Genomic DNA, 19,476 nt, shown 5'->3' with positions numbered 1-19,476 from the left:
ACCGGACCCTTACCGTCGTGGGCATGGACTCGGGGACGGGGAGAGCCCACATCGTGTGGGACTGGAACGGCACGCTGCTGCACGACATCGACGCGGTCATCGAGGCGACCAACGCCGCGTTCGCCGAACTCGGCCTGCCGCCCATCACGCTGGAGCGCTACCGGGAGCTGTACTGCGTACCGGTGCCGCGCTTCTACGAGCGGCTGATGGGGCGGCTGCCCACCGAGGAGGAGTGGGCCGAGATGGACGCGGTCTTCCACCGGCACTACTTCGCACGCGCCGAGCACGTCTCCCTCGCCGAGGGCGCGGCCGAACTGCTCGCCGCGCGGCAGGCGGCCGGGCTGACCCAGTCGCTGTGCTCCCTCGCCCCGCACGAACACCTGGTGCCGCTGGTGCGCCGGTACGGCATCGAGCGGCACTTCGTCCGGGTGGACGGCAGCCTGGGCGGGACCGGCGGTGGCAAGGCCCGGCAGATGGCGGCGCACGTGGCGGCGCTCGACGGCTTCGACCCGCGCCGCACCGTGGTGATCGGCGACGCGGTGGACGACGCCGTCGCGGCCGCCCACGTGGGCGCGCGGGCCGTGCTGTACACCGGCGGCTCGCACAGCCGGGTCAGCCTGGAGACGGCCGGGGTGCCGGTGGTCGACAGCCTCGCCGAGGCCGTCGAGGTGGCCGAGCGCATGACGGCGGACGCCTAAGGCGGGCGCCCGGGACTCCGGTCCGGGGCGTCAGCCCACGGGAGCCGCCGCGCGCAGCACCGCGAGGAACTCGCGCATCCAGCCCGGATGGTCCGGCCAGGACCGGGCGGAGACCAGCGCGCCGTCGACCACCACCTCCCTGTCCCGGAAGAAGGCCCCGGCGGCCTGCATGTCGGCCTCCAGCGCCGGGTGGGCGGTCACCCGGCGACCGCCCAGTCCGCCGGACGCGGCGGTCAGCAGCGGGCCGTGGCAGATCTGCGCGACCGGCTTGTCCGCGTCGAAGAACGCCTTGAGGATCTTGCGCAGCTCGGGGTCGTTGCGCAGGTACTCCGGAGCCCGCCCGCCCGGGATCACCACGGCGGCGTACCGCCCGGGGTCCACCTCGGTGAAGGCGAGGTCGGCGGGCCAGGTGTAACCGGGCTTCTCGGTGTAGGTGTCGTAGCCGGCCTCGACGTCGTGGACCACGAAGCGCAGCCGTTTGCGGCGGGGGGCGGCGATGTGGACGGTGTAGCCCTCCTCGCGCAGCCGCTGGTACGGGTAGAGCACCTCCAGCGAGTCCGCGGCGTCACCGGTCACGAGGAGGACCGCCGGTGCGGCGCTCCCGGTGGCCTCGGTGCTCCCGGCGCCGCCGGCGCCTCCCGTGCCCCTCGTGCCGTCCTCCGACATGGCCACCCACCTCCGCACGAGTGTCCTCGCATCCCAACGTCCTCCCTCGTCGGAGGTTTGCCAAGGGGGTGCGGCGCCCGTCCCGGCCGTGCTGTCCAAAACGGCCAACTCGGCGCTCCGTTTTTGCGTGCACCGGCCAGACAACTCACGGGTGCGGAGCGATAGCCTGGCCGCGTGATCAGCGAGACGACCCCGGAAGGCAGCGGCGCCTCCGGTCCGGGCCCCCGGCGCGACGGCGCCCGGGCCACCGCTGGTCGCCCCGTTCTCCGGCATGACGCCCCGCCCCGGCGGACACTCTGTGTGGTGTCGGCGTCATGCACCCACCACTGTGACGTCACGCAACGGCGCGCGACAGGAGCCAGACGACATGCAGACCAAGCTGGACGAGGCAAAGACCGAGCTGCTCGAACGAGCCGCCCGGGTGGCTGAGCACAGCCCGGCCGGAAGCCACCCGGTGCCGGGCCTGGACACCGGGAACGTCGGTCCGTACCTCCAGCGCTACTACCTGCACACCGCACCCGAGGACCTCACCGACCGCGACCCGGTCGACGTCTACGGGGCCGCGGTCTCCCACTACCGGCTGGCCCAGGAGCGCCCCCAGGGCACCGCGAACGTCCGGGTCCACACCCCGTCCGTCGAGGAGAACGGCTGGACCTGCACCCACACCGTCGTCGAGGTCGTCACCGACGACATGCCCTTCCTGGTGGACTCCGTCACCAACGAGCTGACCCGCCAGGGCCGCGGCATCCACCTGGTGATCCACCCCCAGGTGGTGGTCCGCCGCGACGTCACCGGCAGGCTGCTCCAGGTGCTGGACGCGGGCCGCGACCCGCGGACCCCGGTCCCCGGCGACCAGGCTGACCTCCCGCACGACGCGGTCGTCGAGTCCTGGATCCACGTCGAGATCGACCGCGAGACCGACCGCGAGACCCTGCGGCAGATCACCGCCGACCTGCTGCGCGTCCTGTCCGACGTCCGCGAGGCGGTCGAGGACTGGCGGAAGATGCGCACCACCGCGCTGCGGCTCGCCGACGGGCTGCCCGACGAGCCGATCGCCGACGACGTGCCCGACCAGGAGGTCGAGGAGGCCCGCGAGCTGCTGCGCTGGCTGGCGGCCGACCACTTCACCTTCCTCGGCTACCGCGAGTACGAGCTGACCTCCGAGACCACCGACGGCACCGAGGAACTCCTGCTCTCCGCCGTTCCCGGCACCGGCCTGGGCATCCTGCGCTCCGATCCGCGCCAGGACGGCGGCGACGAGGACGACGGGGACGGGGCGCCGGCCCACGGGAGCCGCCCGCACGGGGGCTCCCCCGCCTTCAACCGGCTCACCGCCGGCGTCCGCGCCAAGGCCCGCGAGCACCGGCTGCTGGTGCTCACCAAGGCCAACAGCCGCGCCACCGTGCACCGCCCCTCGTACCTGGACTACATCGGGGTGAAGAAGTTCGACGAGGCGGGCAACGTGGTGGGCGAGCGCCGCTTCCTCGGCCTGTTCTCGTCGGCCGCCTACACCGAGTCGGTGCGCCGTGTGCCCGTCATCCGCCGCAAGGTCGAGGAGGTCATCGCCTCCTCGGGCTTCACCCCCGACAGCCACGACGGCCGCGACCTGCTGCAGATCCTGGAGACCTACCCGCGCGACGAGCTCTTCCAGATCCCGGCCGGCGAGCTCCGCGACATCGTCACCTCCGTGCTGTACCTCCAGGAGCGCCGCAAGCTCCGGCTCTACCTGCGCCAGGACGAGTACGGCCGGTACTACTCCGCGCTGGTCTACCTGCCGCGCGACCGCTACACCACCGCCGTGCGGCTGCGGCTGATCGACATCCTCACCGAGGAACTGGGCGGCACCAACGTCGACTTCACCGCCTGGAACACCGAATCGGTCCTGGCCCGGCTGCACTTCGTCATCCGCGTCCCGCAGGGCACCGAGCTGGCCGAGCTGACCGACGCCGACGTCGACCGCATCGAGTCCCGGCTCGCCGACGCCGCCCGCTCCTGGGCCGACGGCTTCTCGGAGGCACTCCTGGCCGAGTGCGGCGAGGAGCAGGCCGCCCGGCTCGCCCGCCGCTACGCCGACGCCTTCCCCGAGGGCTACAAGGCCGACTTCCCGCCCCGCGCGGCCGTCGCCGACCTCCAGCACCTCCAGCGGCTGGAACGGAAGGAGGGCGCCGACGACTTCGCGCTCAGCCTCTACGAGCCGGTCGGCGCCGGCCCCGGCGAGCGCCGCTTCAAGATCTACCGCACCGGTGAGCCGGTCTCGCTCTCCGCCGTCCTGCCGGTCCTCCAGGCCATGGGCGTCGAGGTCGTCGACGAGCGGCCGTACGAGCTGCGCTGCTCCGACCGCTCCCGGGCGTGGATCTACGACTTCGGGCTCCGGCTGCCCGCCCACCAGGAGCACAACCTGGACGGCGACGCCCGCGAGCGCTTCCAGGAGGCCTTCGCCGCCGTCTGGAGCGGCGAGGCCGAGAGCGACGGCTTCAACGCGCTGGTGCTGTCCGCCGGGCTGACCTGGCGCCAGGCGATGGTGCTGCGCGCGTACGCCAAGTACCTGCGGCAGGCCGGTTCCCCCTTCAGCCAGGACTACATGGAGGACACCCTCCGCAACAACGTCCACACCACCCGGCTGCTGGTCAACCTCTTCGAGGCCCGCCTCTCCCCGGAGCACACCGCCGCGGGCCACGAGCTGACCGACGGCCTGCTGGAGGAGCTGGACGGGGCGCTGGACCAGGTCGCCTCGCTGGACGAGGACCGCATCCTCCGCTCGTTCCTCACCCTGATCAAGGCCACCCTGCGGACGAACTACTTCCAGCCCCGCGACGACTCCGGGCGGCCCCACGGCTACGTGTCGATGAAGTTCGACCCGCAGGCCATCCCGGACCTGCCCGCGCCCCGCCCGGCGTACGAGATCTGGGTGTACTCGCCGCGCGTGGAGGGCGTGCACCTGCGGTTCGGCAAGGTCGCCCGCGGCGGCCTGCGCTGGTCCGACCGGCGCGAGGACTTCCGCACCGAGATCCTGGGCCTGGTGAAGGCGCAGGAGGTCAAGAACACGGTGATCGTGCCGGTCGGCGCCAAGGGCGGCTTCGTCTGCAAGCGGCTGCCCGACCCGGCCGCCGACCGCGACGCCTGGCTGGCCGAGGGCATCGCCTGCTACAAGACCTTCATCTCCGGGCTGCTCGACATCACCGACAACCTCGTGGGCGGCCAGGTCGTGCCGCCCGAGGGCGTGGTGCGGCACGACGGGGACGACACCTACCTGGTGGTCGCCGCCGACAAGGGCACCGCGGCCTTCTCCGACATCGCCAACGAGGTCGCCACCGCCTACGGGTTCTGGCTCGGCGACGCCTTCGCCTCCGGCGGCTCGGCCGGCTACGACCACAAGGGCATGGGCATCACCGCCCGCGGCGCCTGGGAGTCGGTCAAGCGGCACTTCCGCGAGCTGGGCCACGACACCCAGACCGAGGACTTCACGGTCGTCGGCATCGGCGACATGTCCGGTGACGTCTTCGGCAACGGCATGCTGCTCAGCGAGCACATCCGGCTGGTGGCCGCCTTCGACCACCGGCACATCTTCCTCGACCCGGACCCGGATCCGGCCGGCTCCTACGCCGAGCGCCGCCGCCTGTTCGAGCTGCCGCGCTCGTCCTGGGCCGACTACGACACCTCGCTGCTGTCGCCCGGCGGCGGCATCCACCCCCGCAGCGCCAAGTCCATCCCGATCACCGCGCAGGTGCGCCAGGCGCTGGGCATCGAGGACGGCGTCACCAAGATGACCCCGGCCGAGCTGATGAAGGCCATCCTCAAGGCACCGGTGGACCTGCTGTGGAACGGCGGCATCGGCACGTACGTGAAGGCGTCCACCGAGTCGCACGCCGACGTCGGCGACAAGGCGAACGACGCCATCCGCGTGGACGGCCGGGACCTGCGGGTCAAGGTCGTCGGCGAGGGCGGCAACCTGGGCCTCACCCAGCTCGGCCGGATCGAGTTCGCCATGAACGGCGGGCGGATCAACACCGACGCCATCGACAACAGCGCGGGCGTGGACTCCTCCGACCACGAGGTGAACATCAAGATCCTGCTCAACTCGCTGGTCGCCGACGGGGACCTGACCGTCAAGCAGCGCAACGCCCTGCTCGCCGAGATGACCGACGAGGTCGCCGAGCTGGTGCTGCGCAACAACTACGCGCAGAACGTCGCGCTGGCCAACGCGGTGCGGCAGGCGCCCGACCTCCTCCACGCCCAGCAGCGGCTGATGCGCACCCTGGTCCGCGAGGGGCGGCTGGACCGGCAGTTGGAGTTCCTGCCCACCGACCGGCAGATCCGCGAGCGGCTGTCGCACGGCCACGGCCTCACCCAGCCCGAACTGGCGGTCCTGCTCGCGTACACCAAGATCGCCATCACCGAGGAGCTGGCGGACACCGGCCTGCCGGACGACCCGTACCTGCAGCGGCTGGCGCACGCCTACTTCCCCAGCGCGCTGCGCGAGCGCTTCCCCGAGCGGATCGACCGCCACGCGCTGCGGCGCGAGATCGTCACGACCGTCCTGGTCAACGACACGGTCAACACCGGGGGGACGACCCTGGTGCACCGGATGAAGGAGGAGTCCGGGGCCTCGACGGAGGAGATCGTCCGGGCGCACACCGCGGCCCGGGAGATCTTCGGCCTGGCCCGCGTCTGGGACGAGGTGGAGGCGCTCGACAACGTCGTCGCCGCCGACGTCCAGACCCGCATCCGGCTGCACGCCAGGAGGCTGGTCGAGCGCGGCACCCGCTGGCTGCTGAACAACCGGCCGCAGCCGCTGAAGCTCGCCGAGACCATCGACGTCTTCCGCGACCGGGTGGAGGTGGTCTGGTCCGAGCTGCCCAAGCTGCTCAAGGGCACCGACCTGGAGTGGTTCCAGGGCGTCCACGACGAGCTGGCCGCCGCCGGGGTCCCGGGCGAGCTGGCGCTGCGGGTGGCGGGCTTCTCCTCCGCCTTCCCCGCCCTGGACGTGGTCGCCGTCGCCGACCGCACGGGCCGGGAGCTGCTGGACGTCGCCGAGGTGTACTACGACCTCGCCGACCGCCTGGGCATCACCGAACTCCAGGACCGGGTGAGCGAACTGCCGCGGGCCGACCGCTGGCAGTCGATGGCCCGCGCGGCGATCCGCGAGGACCTGTACGCCGCCCACCAGCTCCTCACGGCGGACGTGCTGGCCGCCGGGGACACCGGCGCCACCGCCGAGCAGCGCTTCAAGGCGTGGGCGGAGAAGAACGCCGCCATCCTGGGGCGGGCCCGCGCCACCCTGGAGGAGATCCGGAAGTCGGAGACCTTCGACCTGGCGAACCTCTCGGTGGCCATGCGCACCATGCGCACGCTGCTGCGCAGCAACCGCTGAGGAGCGGACGGAAACGGGTGAAGGGGGCGGCCGCCGGCCGCCCCCTTCCGCACCCCGGCCCGCCGGGGCACCGCGCCGCGGACACGTCCGCGGATCACTTCACCGCGCCCGCCATCACGCCCGAGACGAACTGCCGCTGGAAGGCGAAGAACACCACCAGCGGGACCACCATCGAGACGAACGCGCCGGAGGCGAGGACGTCGATGTTGTTGCCGAACTGGCGCACCTGCTGCTGGAGGGCCACCGTGATCGGCGGATCACCGGCGTCGGCGAAGATCAGCGCCACCAGCATGTCGTTCCACACCCACAGGAACTGGAAGATGCCCAGCGAGGCGATCGCCGGGCCGCCCAGCGGCATGATGACGCGGGTGAACAGCCGCACCTCGTTCGCGCCGTCCAGCCGGGCCGCCTCCAGCAGTTCGCGCGGGATCTCCGCGAAGAAGTTGCGCAGCAGGAAGATCGCGAACGGCAGTCCGAACGCCGTGTGGAAGGTGACCACGCCGACGGTGGTCTCGAAGATCCCCAGCGAGTTGAACAGCTTCGCCACCGGGATCAGCGCCACCTGCACCGGCACCACCAGCAGCCCGACCACCAGCAGGAACCACCAGTCGCGGCCGGGGAAGTCCAGCCAGGCGAAGGCGTAGCCGGCCAGCGAGCCGATGACCACGACCAGCACCGTGGAGGGCACGGTGATGACCAGGGTCGTCAGCAGGGAGTTGGTGATGGCGTCGTTCTCCAGCAGCGACCGGTAGTTGGTCGCCGTGAGCTGCGACCAGTCGCCCAGCGCCGTCCACCAGCCGGTGGAGGCGATGTCGGAGCGCTCGCGGAAGGACGACAGCAGCAGCCCGGTGGTCGGCAGCAGCCACAGCAGGGCGACCACGACCAGGGCGAAGCGCACCGCCCAGTGGCCGGTGAGGGCGGCGATCCGCGAGCCGAGCGGCTGCCGGGCCCGTCCGCCTCCCCCCTCCTGCCGCGCGGAAGCGGGCGCGGAACCGGGGGCGGGGGTGGCCTCGGAGAGAGTGCTCACCGTCGGTTCTCCCTCCTCAGACGCCGGATGTTGAAGACCATCACCGGCACCACCAGCAGCAGCAACAGCACCGCGATGGCGCTGCCCACGCCCTGGTCGGCGCCCGTGCCGAAGGACGACAGGTAGAGCTGGAGGGCCAGCACGTTCGCGTCGGACTGGGTGGCGCCCGGGGCGATGATGTAGACGAGGTCGAAGATCTTCAGCACGTTGATCATCAGCGTGACGAGGACGACCGCGAGCACGGGAGCCAGCAGCGGCACCGTGACCCTGCGGAAGACCTGCCACTCGTTCGCGCCGTCGACCCGCGCCGCCTCCAGCAGTTCGCGCGGCACGCCCGCCAGGCCCGCCGCGATCAGCACCATCGCGAAGCCCGCCCACATCCAGACGTAGGAGGCGATGATGGCCGGGGTGACCAGGTTCGGGCCGAGCCAGTTGACGCCGTTGTACGCCTCGGTGAAGTTGGACGCGGGCAGCCGCAGCCGCGCGCCGTCGGCCTCGGCCGGAAGGGCGTACGTGCCGTCCTCGCCGGTTACGGCGCTGGCGACGACCCTGCCGTCCTTCACCGCCTCGACCTCCACCCCCGCCAGGGCCTTCTCGCCCGGGTCGATCTCGCCCGGCTCACCGCCGCCGCCCTTGGCGAAGTCCACCCAGACGGTGCCGGTGACCCCGCCGTCGTCCGCGGGCCCGGCCGCCTTGGCGTCGGCGGCGTCGGCGAGGTCCTGCGGCGGCACGCCGACCAGGGGGAGGTTGGCCGGGTCCGCGGCGTCCACCGCGGAGGCGGTGGTGTACGAGCCCCCGCCGGACGCCTTCAGGCCGGAGTCGGGGCGCGGCCGGGCGCCGGGCCAGGCGGACGCCTCGTTGAAGGTGTCGTGGACGCCGACCCAGACGGCGTTGGCCACGCCGCGGTCCGGGTCCTGCTCGTACACCAGGCGGAAGATGATGCCCGCGGCGAGCATCGAGATGGCCATGGGCATGAAGACGATCAGCTTGAACGCCGTGCCCCAGCGCACCCGTTCGGTGAGCACCGCGAAGATCAGGCCGAGGGCGGTGCAGGCGGTCGGGGCGACGACCACCCAGATCGTGTTGTTCTTGATCGCGGTCAGGATGCCGTCGTCGGTGAACAGCTCGACGTAGTTGTCCAGGCCGACGAAGCCGGTGCCGGACGCGTCGAAGAGGCTGCGGTAGACCGAGTAGGCGATGGGATAGACGACCAGCGCACCCAGCAGCACCAGCGCGGGCAGCAGGAAGAGGGCGGCCAGCCAGGGCCGGGTGCGGACGACGGAGGTAGGGCGCGGGGTCCCGGGAACGGGCGGGCCCGGCAGGCCGGGAGCCGCCGGGCCGCCCGCGGTGGCGGTCGACATGACAGTCGTCTCCGTCCGGTCCGTCAGTCGCCGTACGCCTTGGCCGCGGCGGCCTCCAGCTCGCGCTGGGCGCCGGCCACGTCCCGGGGGTCGGCCAGGAAGTCCTGGAGGGCCTTCCACTCGCCCTCGCCCTTGGTGCCGCCGAAGGCGGCCGGGGCCTGGTCGGACATGTCGAAGCGGAAGTCGTCGCCCGCGGCGATCAGCGCGTCGGCGATGTCGCGCAGCACGTCGTTGGGGTAGACGGAGGTGTCCAGCTCCTTGTTGGGGGAGATGAAGCCGCCCTGTTCGGCCCAGATCGCGGCGGCGTCGGTGGAGGCCAGGAAGGTCTGCAGGGCGTGGGCGCCCTTGTTGTCCTTCATCACCACCGCCGCGTCACCCGCGCTGACCACCGGGGAGTCCCCGCCGACCGCCGGGAACGGGAAGACCTTGGCGTCCTCGTTGATCTTCGACTTCGTGTCGCCGATGTTGACGGCGACGAAGTCGCCCTCGTAGACCATCGCGGCCTGCGGGGCGTCGGGTTCGGCGAAGACCTGGGTGACGGACTTGGGGAACTCCGTCCGCAGCGCGCCGTCGTTGCCGCCCGCGAGCAGCTCCTTCTCGCCGAACAGCTCGCCGAGGGTGGTCAGGGCCTCCTTGACGGAGGGGTCGGTCCACTTGATCTCGTGCCGGGCGAGCTGGTCGTACTTCTCGGGTCCGGCCTGGGAGAGGTAGATGTTCTCGAACCAGTCGGTGAGCGTCCAGCCGTCCGCGCCGCCGACCGACACCGGCGGGACACCGGAGTCGGAGATCGTCCGGGCGGCCTGGAGGAACTCGTCCCAGGTCTTCGGCTCGCTCACGCCCGCGTTCTCGAAGGCGGTGGTGTTGTACCAGACCAGGGACTTGTTGGCGGCCTTGTAGTAGACGCCGTACTGCTTGCCCTCGTGGGCGCCCAGGTCCCGCCAGCCCTGGGAGAAGTTCTTCTCCAACTGCTCCTGGGTGGCCGCCTCGACCGGCTTGATCCAGCCCTTCTCGGCGAACTGGTGCAACACGCCGACCTGCGGCAGGAACGCCACGTCCGGCGGCGCGCCGCCCTCGACCTTGGTCCCGATGAAGGTGGCCACGCTGTCGCCGGTCGGCACGAAGCTGACCTCGGCGCCCGTGCGCTCCTCGAACTCGTCGAGCACCTTGCGGAAGTTCTTCTGCTCCAGGCCCGTCCACACCGCGGCGACCTGGAGCTTCTGCCCGTCCAGCCGGGGCAGTTCGACGGTGGGCTTCCGCTCCTGCGCGTCCTTCCCCCCGGAGCCCTCGCCGCCGCTGTCGCCTCCGCCGCAGGCCGCCGCCAGGGAGAGGGCCAGCACCGCGGCCAGTGCGGTACCCGCTCTCACGGCCCGCGATCGAGTTGTACGGACAGAAGTGCGCATGCTCACCGTCCCCACTGTGGGCACGGCCGGTCGTCGGACGGCCGCACCGTACGTCCCGTTTGATCAGTCCTACGCCTGAACACTGTGCGCGGCAATACCGCGTCACACGTCGGCCCGCGGTTCGTGACCCCCTCGTGATGCGCCGTGCCGTCGTGGTCCTGCCGCCGTGGTCCGTGCCGTCCCGGTCACAGCAGCGGGGGCGCGGCGGGGGCGCCCGCCTCCCGGGCCGCGCGCTCGATGGCGCTGGCGAGCAGCGCCAGGTCGGTGGGGCCGTTGCCCAGTTCGCGTACGGACCGGCGGGCGGGCGGGTCTCCGGCGCGGGCCCAGTCCAGGGGGACCACCGTCGGCCGCAGGGTCGCCGTCCGCGGGATGCGGCCCGTCACCCGGCAGGCCTGGAAGGGGACCGCCGGGCCGTCCGGCCGGTGGAGCGTCCCGCGCCCGGGCGGCGTCCCCTCGGCCGCCCCCTCGGCCGTGCCGTCGCCGCCCAGGGAGATCCGCAGCACCGCCTCCCGGCCGGCCGCGGTGTGCGCCGTGCGGTCCGGACGCCCGGTGGCGACCACCAGGTGCACCCCCAACCGGATTCCGTCCCGCGCCACGGCCTCCAGCGCCCGGACCACGGAACCGGCCGCCGGCCGCCCGGGGTTGCCCAGAGCGGGGTCGACCAGTATGTCGAAGTCGTCGACGAGGACCACCAGCCGGGGCAGCGGGCCGGGCGCTCCGGCGGCCGGTGCCGGGGCCTGGCCGCGCGCCCGGAGCTTGAGGGTGCCGCGGTCCGCGTCGGACCGCGGAGCGGGGACGGTGGCGGCGCCCGGGCCCGGCTCGGCGCCGCGGCCGGGCTGCCGCTGCGCGACCACGCGGGCGGCGCCGCCCGCGGCGGGGTGCCGTACGGCCCGCGCCTCCCGGTCCGCGTACTGCGCGTACTCCTCGTAGGGGCGGTCGCCGAGCAGCTCCGCGCGGCGCTTCAGCTCGCCGCTGAGGGCCTGGGCGAACTCCCGCATCCGCACCGGGTCGCCGGCGGCGAGGTACGTCGTGGCGTGCGGCAGGTCGCCGCAGACCCGCAGGCCGTCGCCGTCGCCGTCCACCAGGACCAGGGACAGCCGGTCGGGCCGCTCCCCGGCGGCCAGCGAGGCGGCCAGCGAGCGCAGCAGCTCCGTCTTGCCGGTCCCGGCCGCCCCGCTGACCAGCACGGGCCCGCTGTCGGCCACGAGGTCGGCGGTCACCGGGCCGCGCGGCCCGGTGCCGAGGACCGCGGCGACCCGCGGACCGGGCGCCCCGGCGGGCGCGCCGGAACCGGGCCGCTCCACCGGGTCGGCCCAGCGGGCCAGCAGCGCGGCGGGCGTGGCCCGCGCCAGCCCCAGCTCGTCCAGGAGACGGGAGGTCTGCGGCAGCGGCGCCGGGCGGGCCGCGCCCGGGCCCTCCGGCGCATCGGCCTCGCGCAGCGGGGCCAGGGCCCGCGCGAAGCGCTCGGCCCAGGCCTCCGACACCCCGTCCACGGTCGCGACCGGGGCGTTCGCCGGGTCCGTGCCGCGGACGACCACCCGGATCGCCGTGGCGACGGCGCCGCTGAGCAGGCCCACGGCGCCGCAGGCGCGGAAGGCGGGGGAGGCGGTGGACGCGGCCTCGAGGGTGACGGCCAGCGGGGAGGCGGGGGTGGCGGCCGGGGTCTCGGCCAGGCACAGCAGGTGCACCCCGGCGGCCGGTCCGTGCGCGGCCAGCCGGGTCACGGCCTCGCGCAGCCCGGCCGGGCCGGGATCGCCGTCGACCACGGCGACCGTCAGCGGCCCCGCGCCCGGTCCGGTGCCCGGCCCCCGGCCGTCCAGCCGTCGGACCAGTTCCTCGGTGCGGGCGGCGGCCTGCTCCAGGTCGTACGCCAGCAGCAGCCGGCAGTCCTGGCCGCGCGCCGGGCGCAGGTGCGGCAGCCAGCCGAGCCAGGACCACTCGTCGCGGACCCGGCCGCCGTCCGGCCGGCCCGGGGCCAGCAGCACGACCTCCAGGGCGCTCGGCCCGTGCAGCGCGGCGAGCTGGGCGAGCACCGAGCGCACCAGCGGCAGCAGCCGGGCCCGGGGCCCGGCCAGGCCCAGCGAGCCGGTCTCCCGCAGGCTCACCGTCACCGGGGCGACGCCCCCGCCCGCGCGGCGGGTCGTGCCGAGCCGGACGGCCAGTGCGTCGGGGTGGTCCGGGCCGCGTTCCCACAGCCGGGGGCCCGGGCCCAGGGCGGTGAGCAGGATCTCGGAGGGGTCGGGCCACCGCTCGTCGTCCGCCGGGGCGGCGGACGCGTCGGGCCACGCGCCGCCGGCCGCTCCGGTCGCGCCCGCCCGGTCGTCCTCCTGCCGCCCGCCGGTGAGCCACCGCGTCCAGGAGCCCAGGCCCCCGCGCCCGCGCCGCTCGCCGGACGGGCCGCGCGGGGGCACGAACCCGGCGCCGTGGGTGCCGCCGCCGTCGGGGAAGGGGTGGTCGGCGCGCCGGTGCTCGACCTCCTCGGGCGCCCTCCCGGGGCCGGGGACGTACGGCGTGGCCGGCCCCTCCGGCGCGCGCGGCACCGTCGCGCCGCCCAGCCCGGTGACCGTCTCGGCGGCGGGGGGCCGGGGCGGGACGGGGCGCAGGGCGGAGGTGCCGGTCCCGGCCGTGGTGGCGGACGCGGTGGACGCGGTGGACGCGGCGGTGCCGCCCGGGACGACCCGCAGGTGCCCCTCGCCGTCCGGCAGGGTGGGCAGGGCGGGCGGGGCCCCGGGTATGCCGGCCACCCCGGGCTCGGCGCGCAGCCGCACGGCGGACTCGCCCAGCCGCAGCGTCGCCCCCGGCGGCAGGGGGACCGGCCGGTCGTGGACGGCGGTGCCGTCCACCGTCGTGCCGTTGGTGGAGGCCAGGTCGGTGACCGTCGCCGTGCCCGTGTCGGTCACCGTGACCAGGCAGTGCAGCCGGGAGACGTCCGGGTCGTCCAGCGGTACGTCGGCCTCGGCGGAGCGGCCGACGCGCACCTGCCCGCCCCGCAGCAGGTGGACCCCGCCCGCGTCCGGCCCGGCGACCACGTGCAGCCGGACCGGCGCCGCGCCGGGGGCGACGTCGTGGGGCCAGGGGGCGGGTCCGTACAGCGAGATCACCGCGCCGTCCACCAGCGGCGGCACGCCGAGCATCTGCCGTGCCGCGTCCAGCCGCCTGGTCCCGGCGAAGACCGCCACCGCGTCCCCGGAGCCGGCGGCGGGCGCGGCGCCCGCGGAGGCGGCGGCCGCGGCGAGTGCCCCGGTCACGGCGGAGAGGGTCGTCCCGGGAGGGGCGGTCACCAGCACGTCGCACCCGCTCGCGGTCTGCTCCGCGTGACCGCCGCGCGGCCCGAGGACAGTAAGCCGGATCTGCATCGCCATCGGCCCCTTCAGTCCCGTGATGCTGGATGCATCCTCGCACCGACCACCGTCACCGTGCCCGCGGTCCTCCGTCGAATGATCTTGATTGGTCGGCTCCGCACGCAAATGTGGCCGGTAATTGCCTGTCCACTGAGCGTTTCGCTCCGTTGCGGATCGCCCCCTCGGGGTGCCGGTGGCCGGAGCCGGAGGTCCCGGTTCCCGGCAACCGTCCGCCCGTCCGGCGCGTCCGGAGCAGGGAGGGCCGAAGGGCGGCGGAAGGAGCGGAGAGGCGGAGAAGGCCGGAGAAAAGACCGGAAGAGGCCGGAAGAGACCGGAGGAGACCAGGGAGGGCGGGAAGATCCCGGAAGGGGCCGGTGCGGGCCACGCGGGAGCGGAAGGGCCCGGGCGGGAGGGGAGCCGGGCGGACCGGGCCGGCCCGGTGCGCCCGTGTCCGTTCGCTCTCCCTCCGTACGGCATTACAGTGGGCCGACGGGGCGCCGCGCCGCGGCCGTCCCGGCAGTGCAGATCAAGACCAGGGAGCGCATGACGTGCGGCCGGTAGGCAGCAAGTACCTGCTCGAAGAGCCGCTCGGACGCGGCGCGACGGGCACCGTCTGGCGCGCACGCCAGAGGGAGACGGCGGGTGCCGAGGCGGCCGTGGCCGGGCACCCCGGCGAGACGGTGGCGATCAAGGTCCTCAAGGAGGAGCTGGCGAACGACCCGGACGTGGTGATGCGCTTCCTGCGCGAGCGCTCCGTCCTGCTCCGCCTCACCCACCCCAATATCGTCCGCACCCGTGACCTGGTGGTCGAGGGCGATCTGCTCGCCCTCGTGATGGACCTGGTCGACGGCCCGGACCTGCACCGCTACCTGCGCGAGAACGGTCCCTTCTCGCCGGTCGGCGCCGCGCTGCTGACCGCCCAGATCGCCGACGCGCTGGCCGCCAGCCACGCCGACGGGATCGTGCACCGCGACCTGAAGCCCGCCAACGTCCTGCTCGCCGGGTCCGAGGACGACCCCGAGGGCCTGCGGCCGATGCTCACCGACTTCGGCATCGCCCGTCTGGCCGACTCCCCGGGGCTGACCCGCACCCACGAGTTCGTCGGCACCCCGGCCTACGTCGCGCCCGAGTCCGCCGAGGGACGGCCGCAGACCTCCGCCGTGGACGTCTACGGCGCGGGCATCCTGCTGTACGAGCTGGTCACCGGCCACCCGCCCTTCGGCGGCGGCACCGCCCTGGAGATCCTCCAGCGCCACCTGAACGAGGAGCCGCAGCGCCCCGGCAGCGTGCCCCTGCCGCTGTGGACGGTCATCGAGCGCTGCCTGCGCAAGAACCCCGACGAGCGGCCCAGCGCGGAGAACCTCGCCCGCGCCCTGCGGACGGTCGCCGCGGGCATCCGGGCGACGGCCTCGCCCGCGCAGGCCGAGGCCGCGATGGGCGTCGCCGCGTTGCTGGGCCCCGACCCGTCGCCCGCTCCGGTGCCCGGGGGCCCGCAGCCGCCCGCCGGCCCGCCCGGCGCCGCGGACCCCACCCAGGTGCTGCCGACCACGGGCCGTCCCGGGGACGGCGGGCCCGCGTACGACCCCAACGCCGCCACCAGCGTCCTGCCGCAGACCGGCGGCCCCGGTCCGGGCGGCCCGGGCCAGGGCGGCCCGGGCCAGGGGGGCTCCGACGCCGACCCGACCCGGGTCATGCAGCCCCTGCCGAACACCCCGCCCGGCGGCCAGGGCGACGGGCCGCCGCGGCCGGAGGAGCCGCACCCCTGGCAGACCCAGCTACGCGCCGCCCGGGACCGCAACGAGCAGACGCAGTTCCAGCCCCTCGACCCCGAGCTGGACCCGCTGCGCCGCCGTCCCCAGCGCCGGCCCGCGCCGCAGCCGCCCGCCCAGCAGCCCCAGCCGCAACCGCAGCCCCAGCCCCAGCCGCGCCGGCAGCGCGGCCGTCAGCAGGCGCCCCAGCCGTACGCCCCCACGCCGCCCCGTCGGCCCGAGCCGCAGCCGCGGCGGTACGAGCCCCCGAGCCCGCCCGCGCCGTCGCCCGCTCCGCGGCAGCCGCGGCAGCGCAGCGCCAACCCGATGCGCATCCCGGGGCTCGGCTGCCTCAAGGGCTGCCTGTTCATGGTCCTGATCGTCGTCGTGATCTGCGTCCTGGTCTGGAACTTCACGCCCCTGCCCGAGTGGTGGGACCAGGGCAGGCAACTGTGGGAGGACACCAAGAACTGGTTCGGCGACGCCCGGAAGTGGGTGGAGGACCTCGTCGGCAGCGGTCAGTAGCCCGCGTCCGGGCGCCCCGTCGTCCGGTCCCCCGGCCGTCCGGTGATGGACGGCCGGGGGACTTTGTCGACTTTCGGGAGTGGATTTCCGTCACCGAGGTGAAGGTTGCCGCCATCCGAGGGGCACGACCCCCCGCGGGCCGCGTAGTTTTGTCGCCATGTCACGGAAGATCGGCAGTCGGTACACCGCCCACCAGATCCTGGGTCGCGGCAGCGCCGGCACGGTGTGGCTGGGCGAGGGGCCGCAGGGTCCCGTCGCCATCAAGCTGCTGCGCGAGGACCTGGCCGCGGACCAGGAGCTGGTGGGCCGCTTCGTCCAGGAGCGCACCGCGCTGCTCGGCCTGCACCACCCGCGCGTCGTCGGCGTGCGCGACCTGGTGGTCGACGGCAACGACCTCGCCCTCGTCATGGACCTCGTGCGCGGTACGGACCTGCGCACCCGGCTGGAGCGCGAGCGCCGCCTGGCGCCGGAGGTCGCGGTCGCCATCACCGCCGACGTCGCCGACGCGCTGGCCGCCGCCCACGCGGCCGGGATCGTGCACCGCGACGTCAAACCCGAGAACGTCCTGCTCGACGTCAACGCCCCGGCCGGACCGGGGGGCGCGCCGCCCGCGCTGCTCACCGACTTCGGCGTCGCCAAACTGATCGACGCGCCCAGCCGGGGCAACGGCAGCCGGGTGGTCGGCACCCCCGACTACGTCGCCCCCGAGATCGTCGAGGGCCTGCCGCCGCGCGCCTCCGTCGACGTCTACGCGCTGGCCACGGTGCTCTACGAACTGCTCGCCGGCTTCACGCCCTTCGGCGGCGGCCACCCCGGCGCCGTCCTGCGCCGGCACGTCACCGAGCGCGTCGCCCCGCTGCCCGGCATCCCGGACGAGCTGTGGCAGCTCATCCACCAGTGCCTGGCCAAGGCCCCCGCCTCCCGGCTGCGCGCCCCGGAGCTGGCCGCCCGGCTGCGGGAACTGCTCCCGGCCCTGGCCGGCCACCCGCCGCTGGACATCGACGAGCCGGAACCGGAGCCGGAGACGTACGGCGACCGCGGGGAGTACGGCGAGCGGGCCGCGTACGAGGGCACGCCGTACGACACCTCCGCCCGCGGCGCCGTCCCGCTCGTCCACGGCGGACCCGGGCCCGACTCCACCCGCGACACCCACACCAGCATGCGCGTCCCCGGCGCGGACGAGCTGGCCGGCGGCGCCCACGGCACCGCCCGTACGCCCCGCGCCCCGGGCACTCCGCGCGCCGGCTCCGCGCGGCACCGGGCGGCCGAGCGCCGCCGCCGCATCAGGCTGGGCCTCACGGCCACGGCCGTCGCCGCCGCGCTGGGCGTCGGCGGCTGGCTGGCGCTGTCCGACGACGGGGAGGGCGATCCGGCGACCCCCTCGTCCACCGAGAGCGACCGGCCGGAAGGGCCCTGACCGGGCCGTTCGCCCGCCGTCGGGGCACCCGGCCGGCTGCCCGGCCGGCCGGGTGCCCGCCGACGCCGCGGAGGCAACGGCCCTTCCAGCCGTTAGTCTGGATGCGTGGCAGTCGTCGACGTATCCGAAACACTGAAGTCCCTCACCTCGACCATGGAGTCGATCGAGGCCGTCCTGGACCTCGACAAGCTGAGGGCCGACATCGCCGCGCTCGAAGAGCAGGCCGCGGCCCCCTCCCTGTGGGACGACCCCGAGAACGCCCAGCAGGTCACCAGCAAGCTCTCCCTCCTGCAGGGCCAGCTCCGCAAGGTCGAGGAGCTGCACAGCCGGATCGACGACCTGGAGGTGCTGTTCGAGCTGGCCGAGGCCGAGAACGACGCCGACGCCCGGGCCGAGGCCGAGGCCGAGCTGAAGTCGGTCCAGAAGGCGGTGGACGAGCTGGAGGTCCGCACCCTGCTCTCCGGCGAGTACGACCCCCGCGAGGCCATGGTCAGCATCCGCGCCGAGGCCGGCGGTGTGGACGCCGCCGACTTCGCCGAGCAGCTCATGCGGATGTACCTGCGCTGGGCGGAGCGCAAGGGCTACCCGACGGAGGTCCTCGACACCTCCTACGCCGAGGAGGCGGGCATCAAGTCCACCACCTTCACCGTCAAGGCCCCGTACGCCTACGGCACCCTCTCCGTCGAGCAGGGCACCCACCGCATGGTGCGCATCTCGCCCTTCGACAACCAGGGCCGCCGCCAGACCTCCTTCGCGGGCGTCGAGGTGCTGCCGGTCGTGGAGCAGACCGACCACATCGAGATCCCGGAGAACGAGATCCGCATCGACGTGTTCCGCTCCTCCGGTCCCGGCGGCCAGTCGGTCAACACCACCGACTCGGCGGTCCGGATCACGCACCTGCCGACCGGCATCGTCGTCTCCTGCCAGAACGAGAAGTCCCAGATCCAGAACCGCGCCGCCGCCATGCGCGTCCTCCAGGCCCGCCTCCTGGCGCACCGCCGGGCGGAGGAGCAGGCCAAGATGGACGCCCTCAAGGGCGACGGCGGCAACTCCTGGGGCAACCAGATGCGTTCGTACGTCCTCCAGCCGTACCAGATGGTCAAGGACCTCCGCACCGACTACGAGGTCGGCAACCCCCAGGCCGTCCTCGACGGCGACATCGACGGCTTCCTGGAGGCGGGCATCCGCTGGCGCAAGCGGCAGGAGCAGGAGCAGAAGGCCGACTGACGTCCACCGGGGCGTCCACGCCCGCCCGACGGCCCCGCCCGCCGGGTGTCGGTTGGGTCACAACTCGGTCTGAAGGTGTGCCAACTACCCGTCCAGCACGGACATTTCGGCCGGGACCGGCTTGACGTCGATGTGACAACTGGGAAAGCATTCCAGCCGGCACGCGCGTGTTTGGGGCGCGTAGGCACGGGGGTGGGCAGAGCCCGATCGACGATCGCCGACCGACGGCTCGACGCAGGAGACCCCGGCACGCAGGAAGCTCCGCACGGCTGCCCCATTGACGATGACCACTACTGGGGGTAGTTGGCATATGACACATTCCAGGACGCGACTGCGTGTTGCGCGGATCGCCGCCGGTGCGGTGTTCCTCGCGGGCGCGTCGCTGACCGCCGTCGGCACGGCCTCGGCGCTGGACATCAGCGCCGGCGTGCAGCTCGGCGTCACGGAGGGCACCACAGAGGGCACCACGGACGGCTCCACCGACGGTGGCACCGACGGTGGCAGCACCGACGGCGGTGCCATCTCCGGCGTCGACGGCGGCCCGACCAACCCGGGTCCGACCGACCCCGGTCCGACCGACCCGGGTCCGACCGACCCGGGCCCCACGGACCCCGGTCCCACGGACCCGGGTCCGACCGACCCGGGCCCCACGGACCCCGGTCCCACGGACCCGGGTCCGACCGACCCGGGCCCCA

At 74.2% G+C, this 19,476-nt stretch carries 10 protein-coding genes and 1 pseudogene; 6 read left to right on the top strand and 5 right to left on the bottom strand.

Translation table 11 applies throughout. The annotated features are described in order from the left end of the window. Nucleotides 1–23 precede the first annotated feature (23 nt). The gene (locus VE546_RS23235; protein ID WP_324925490.1) at nucleotides 24–698 is read left to right on the top strand and encodes an HAD family hydrolase; all 675 of its coding nucleotides are present in this window, start codon (nucleotides 24–26) and stop codon (nucleotides 696–698) included. A 30-nt stretch (nucleotides 699–728) separates the two neighbouring features. On the opposite strand, the gene VE546_RS23230 is transcribed toward VE546_RS23235, so the two are convergent. Beyond that, a complete protein-coding gene (locus tag VE546_RS23230) occupies nucleotides 729–1,364 on the bottom strand; it encodes a DJ-1/PfpI family protein (protein WP_324925488.1) in 636 nt (211 codons plus the stop codon). A gap of 367 nt (nucleotides 1,365–1,731) precedes the next feature. Between VE546_RS23230 and VE546_RS23225 the strand changes: the two genes are divergently transcribed. Further along, on the top strand, nucleotides 1,732–6,735 hold the full coding sequence (locus VE546_RS23225) for an NAD-glutamate dehydrogenase (RefSeq protein ID WP_324925486.1): 5,004 nt from the start codon (nucleotides 1,732–1,734) through the stop codon (nucleotides 6,733–6,735). A 94-nt stretch (nucleotides 6,736–6,829) separates the two neighbouring features. Here the strand turns inward: VE546_RS23225 and VE546_RS23220 are convergent, their stop codons facing one another. The 4 genes from VE546_RS23220 to VE546_RS23205 form a co-directional block, all read right to left on the bottom strand. Next, complete coding sequence (locus tag VE546_RS23220; protein WP_414720556.1) at nucleotides 6,830–7,762, bottom strand: carbohydrate ABC transporter permease; 933 nt, start codon at nucleotides 7,760–7,762, stop codon at nucleotides 6,830–6,832. Next, a complete protein-coding gene (locus VE546_RS23215; RefSeq protein WP_324925484.1) occupies nucleotides 7,759–9,123 on the bottom strand; it encodes a sugar ABC transporter permease in 1,365 nt (454 codons plus the stop codon). Before VE546_RS23215 ends, VE546_RS23220 begins: the two co-directional genes overlap by 4 nt. A gap of 23 nt (nucleotides 9,124–9,146) precedes the next feature. Then, nucleotides 9,147–10,523, bottom strand: a complete 1,377-nt coding sequence (locus VE546_RS23210; RefSeq protein WP_324925482.1) for an ABC transporter substrate-binding protein — start codon at nucleotides 10,521–10,523, stop codon at nucleotides 9,147–9,149. Nucleotides 10,524–10,708: 185 nt separating this feature from the next. Continuing rightward, on the bottom strand, nucleotides 10,709–13,879 hold the full coding sequence (locus VE546_RS23205; protein WP_324925527.1) for an FtsK/SpoIIIE domain-containing protein: 3,171 nt from the start codon (nucleotides 13,877–13,879) through the stop codon (nucleotides 10,709–10,711). Between the two features lie 533 nt (nucleotides 13,880–14,412). On the opposite strand from VE546_RS23205, the gene VE546_RS23200 reads away from it, so the two are divergent. The 4 genes and pseudogenes from VE546_RS23200 to VE546_RS23185 form a co-directional block, all read left to right on the top strand. Next, nucleotides 14,413–16,137: a serine/threonine-protein kinase gene (locus VE546_RS23200; protein WP_324925480.1), complete on the top strand. Its 1,725-nt coding sequence runs from the start codon at nucleotides 14,413–14,415 to the stop codon at nucleotides 16,135–16,137. Between the two features lie 157 nt (nucleotides 16,138–16,294). Then, nucleotides 16,295–17,554 (top strand): serine/threonine-protein kinase, encoded by a 1,260-nt coding sequence (locus VE546_RS23195; protein ID WP_324925478.1) that lies wholly within the window; start codon nucleotides 16,295–16,297, stop codon nucleotides 17,552–17,554. 105 nt (nucleotides 17,555–17,659) lie between these two features. Further along, complete coding sequence (gene prfB / locus VE546_RS23190; protein ID WP_324925476.1) at nucleotides 17,660–18,781, top strand: peptide chain release factor 2; 1,122 nt, start codon at nucleotides 17,660–17,662, stop codon at nucleotides 18,779–18,781. A gap of 310 nt (nucleotides 18,782–19,091) precedes the next feature. Continuing rightward, a pseudogene (locus VE546_RS23185) lies at nucleotides 19,092–19,476 on the top strand (hypothetical protein); the annotation flags it as partial.

This window comes from Streptomyces sp. (assembly GCF_035644915.1).
Lineage (GTDB): Bacteria > Actinomycetota > Actinomycetes > Streptomycetales > Streptomycetaceae > Streptomyces.
The sequence above is the reverse complement of the archived record's forward strand: the minus strand, read 5'-3'. Positions and strand labels throughout refer to the sequence as shown.

Bases quoted from the DNA above. Each gene is read 5' to 3' on its own strand.
- VE546_RS23235 (WP_324925490.1), top strand. From the start codon at position 24: ATGGACTCGGGGACGGGGAGAGCCCACATCGTGTGGGACTGGAACGGC.
- VE546_RS23230 (WP_324925488.1), bottom strand. From the start codon at position 1,364: ATGTCGGAGGACGGCACGAGGGGCACGGGAGGCGCCGGCGGCGCCGGG.
- VE546_RS23225 (WP_324925486.1), top strand. From the start codon at position 1,732: ATGCAGACCAAGCTGGACGAGGCAAAGACCGAGCTGCTCGAACGAGCC.
- VE546_RS23215 (WP_324925484.1), bottom strand. From the start codon at position 9,123: ATGTCGACCGCCACCGCGGGCGGCCCGGCGGCTCCCGGCCTGCCGGGC.
- VE546_RS23210 (WP_324925482.1), bottom strand. From the start codon at position 10,523: ATGCGCACTTCTGTCCGTACAACTCGATCGCGGGCCGTGAGAGCGGGT.
- VE546_RS23205 (WP_324925527.1), bottom strand. From the start codon at position 13,879: ATGCAGATCCGGCTTACTGTCCTCGGGCCGCGCGGCGGTCACGCGGAG.
- VE546_RS23195 (WP_324925478.1), top strand. From the start codon at position 16,295: ATGTCACGGAAGATCGGCAGTCGGTACACCGCCCACCAGATCCTGGGT.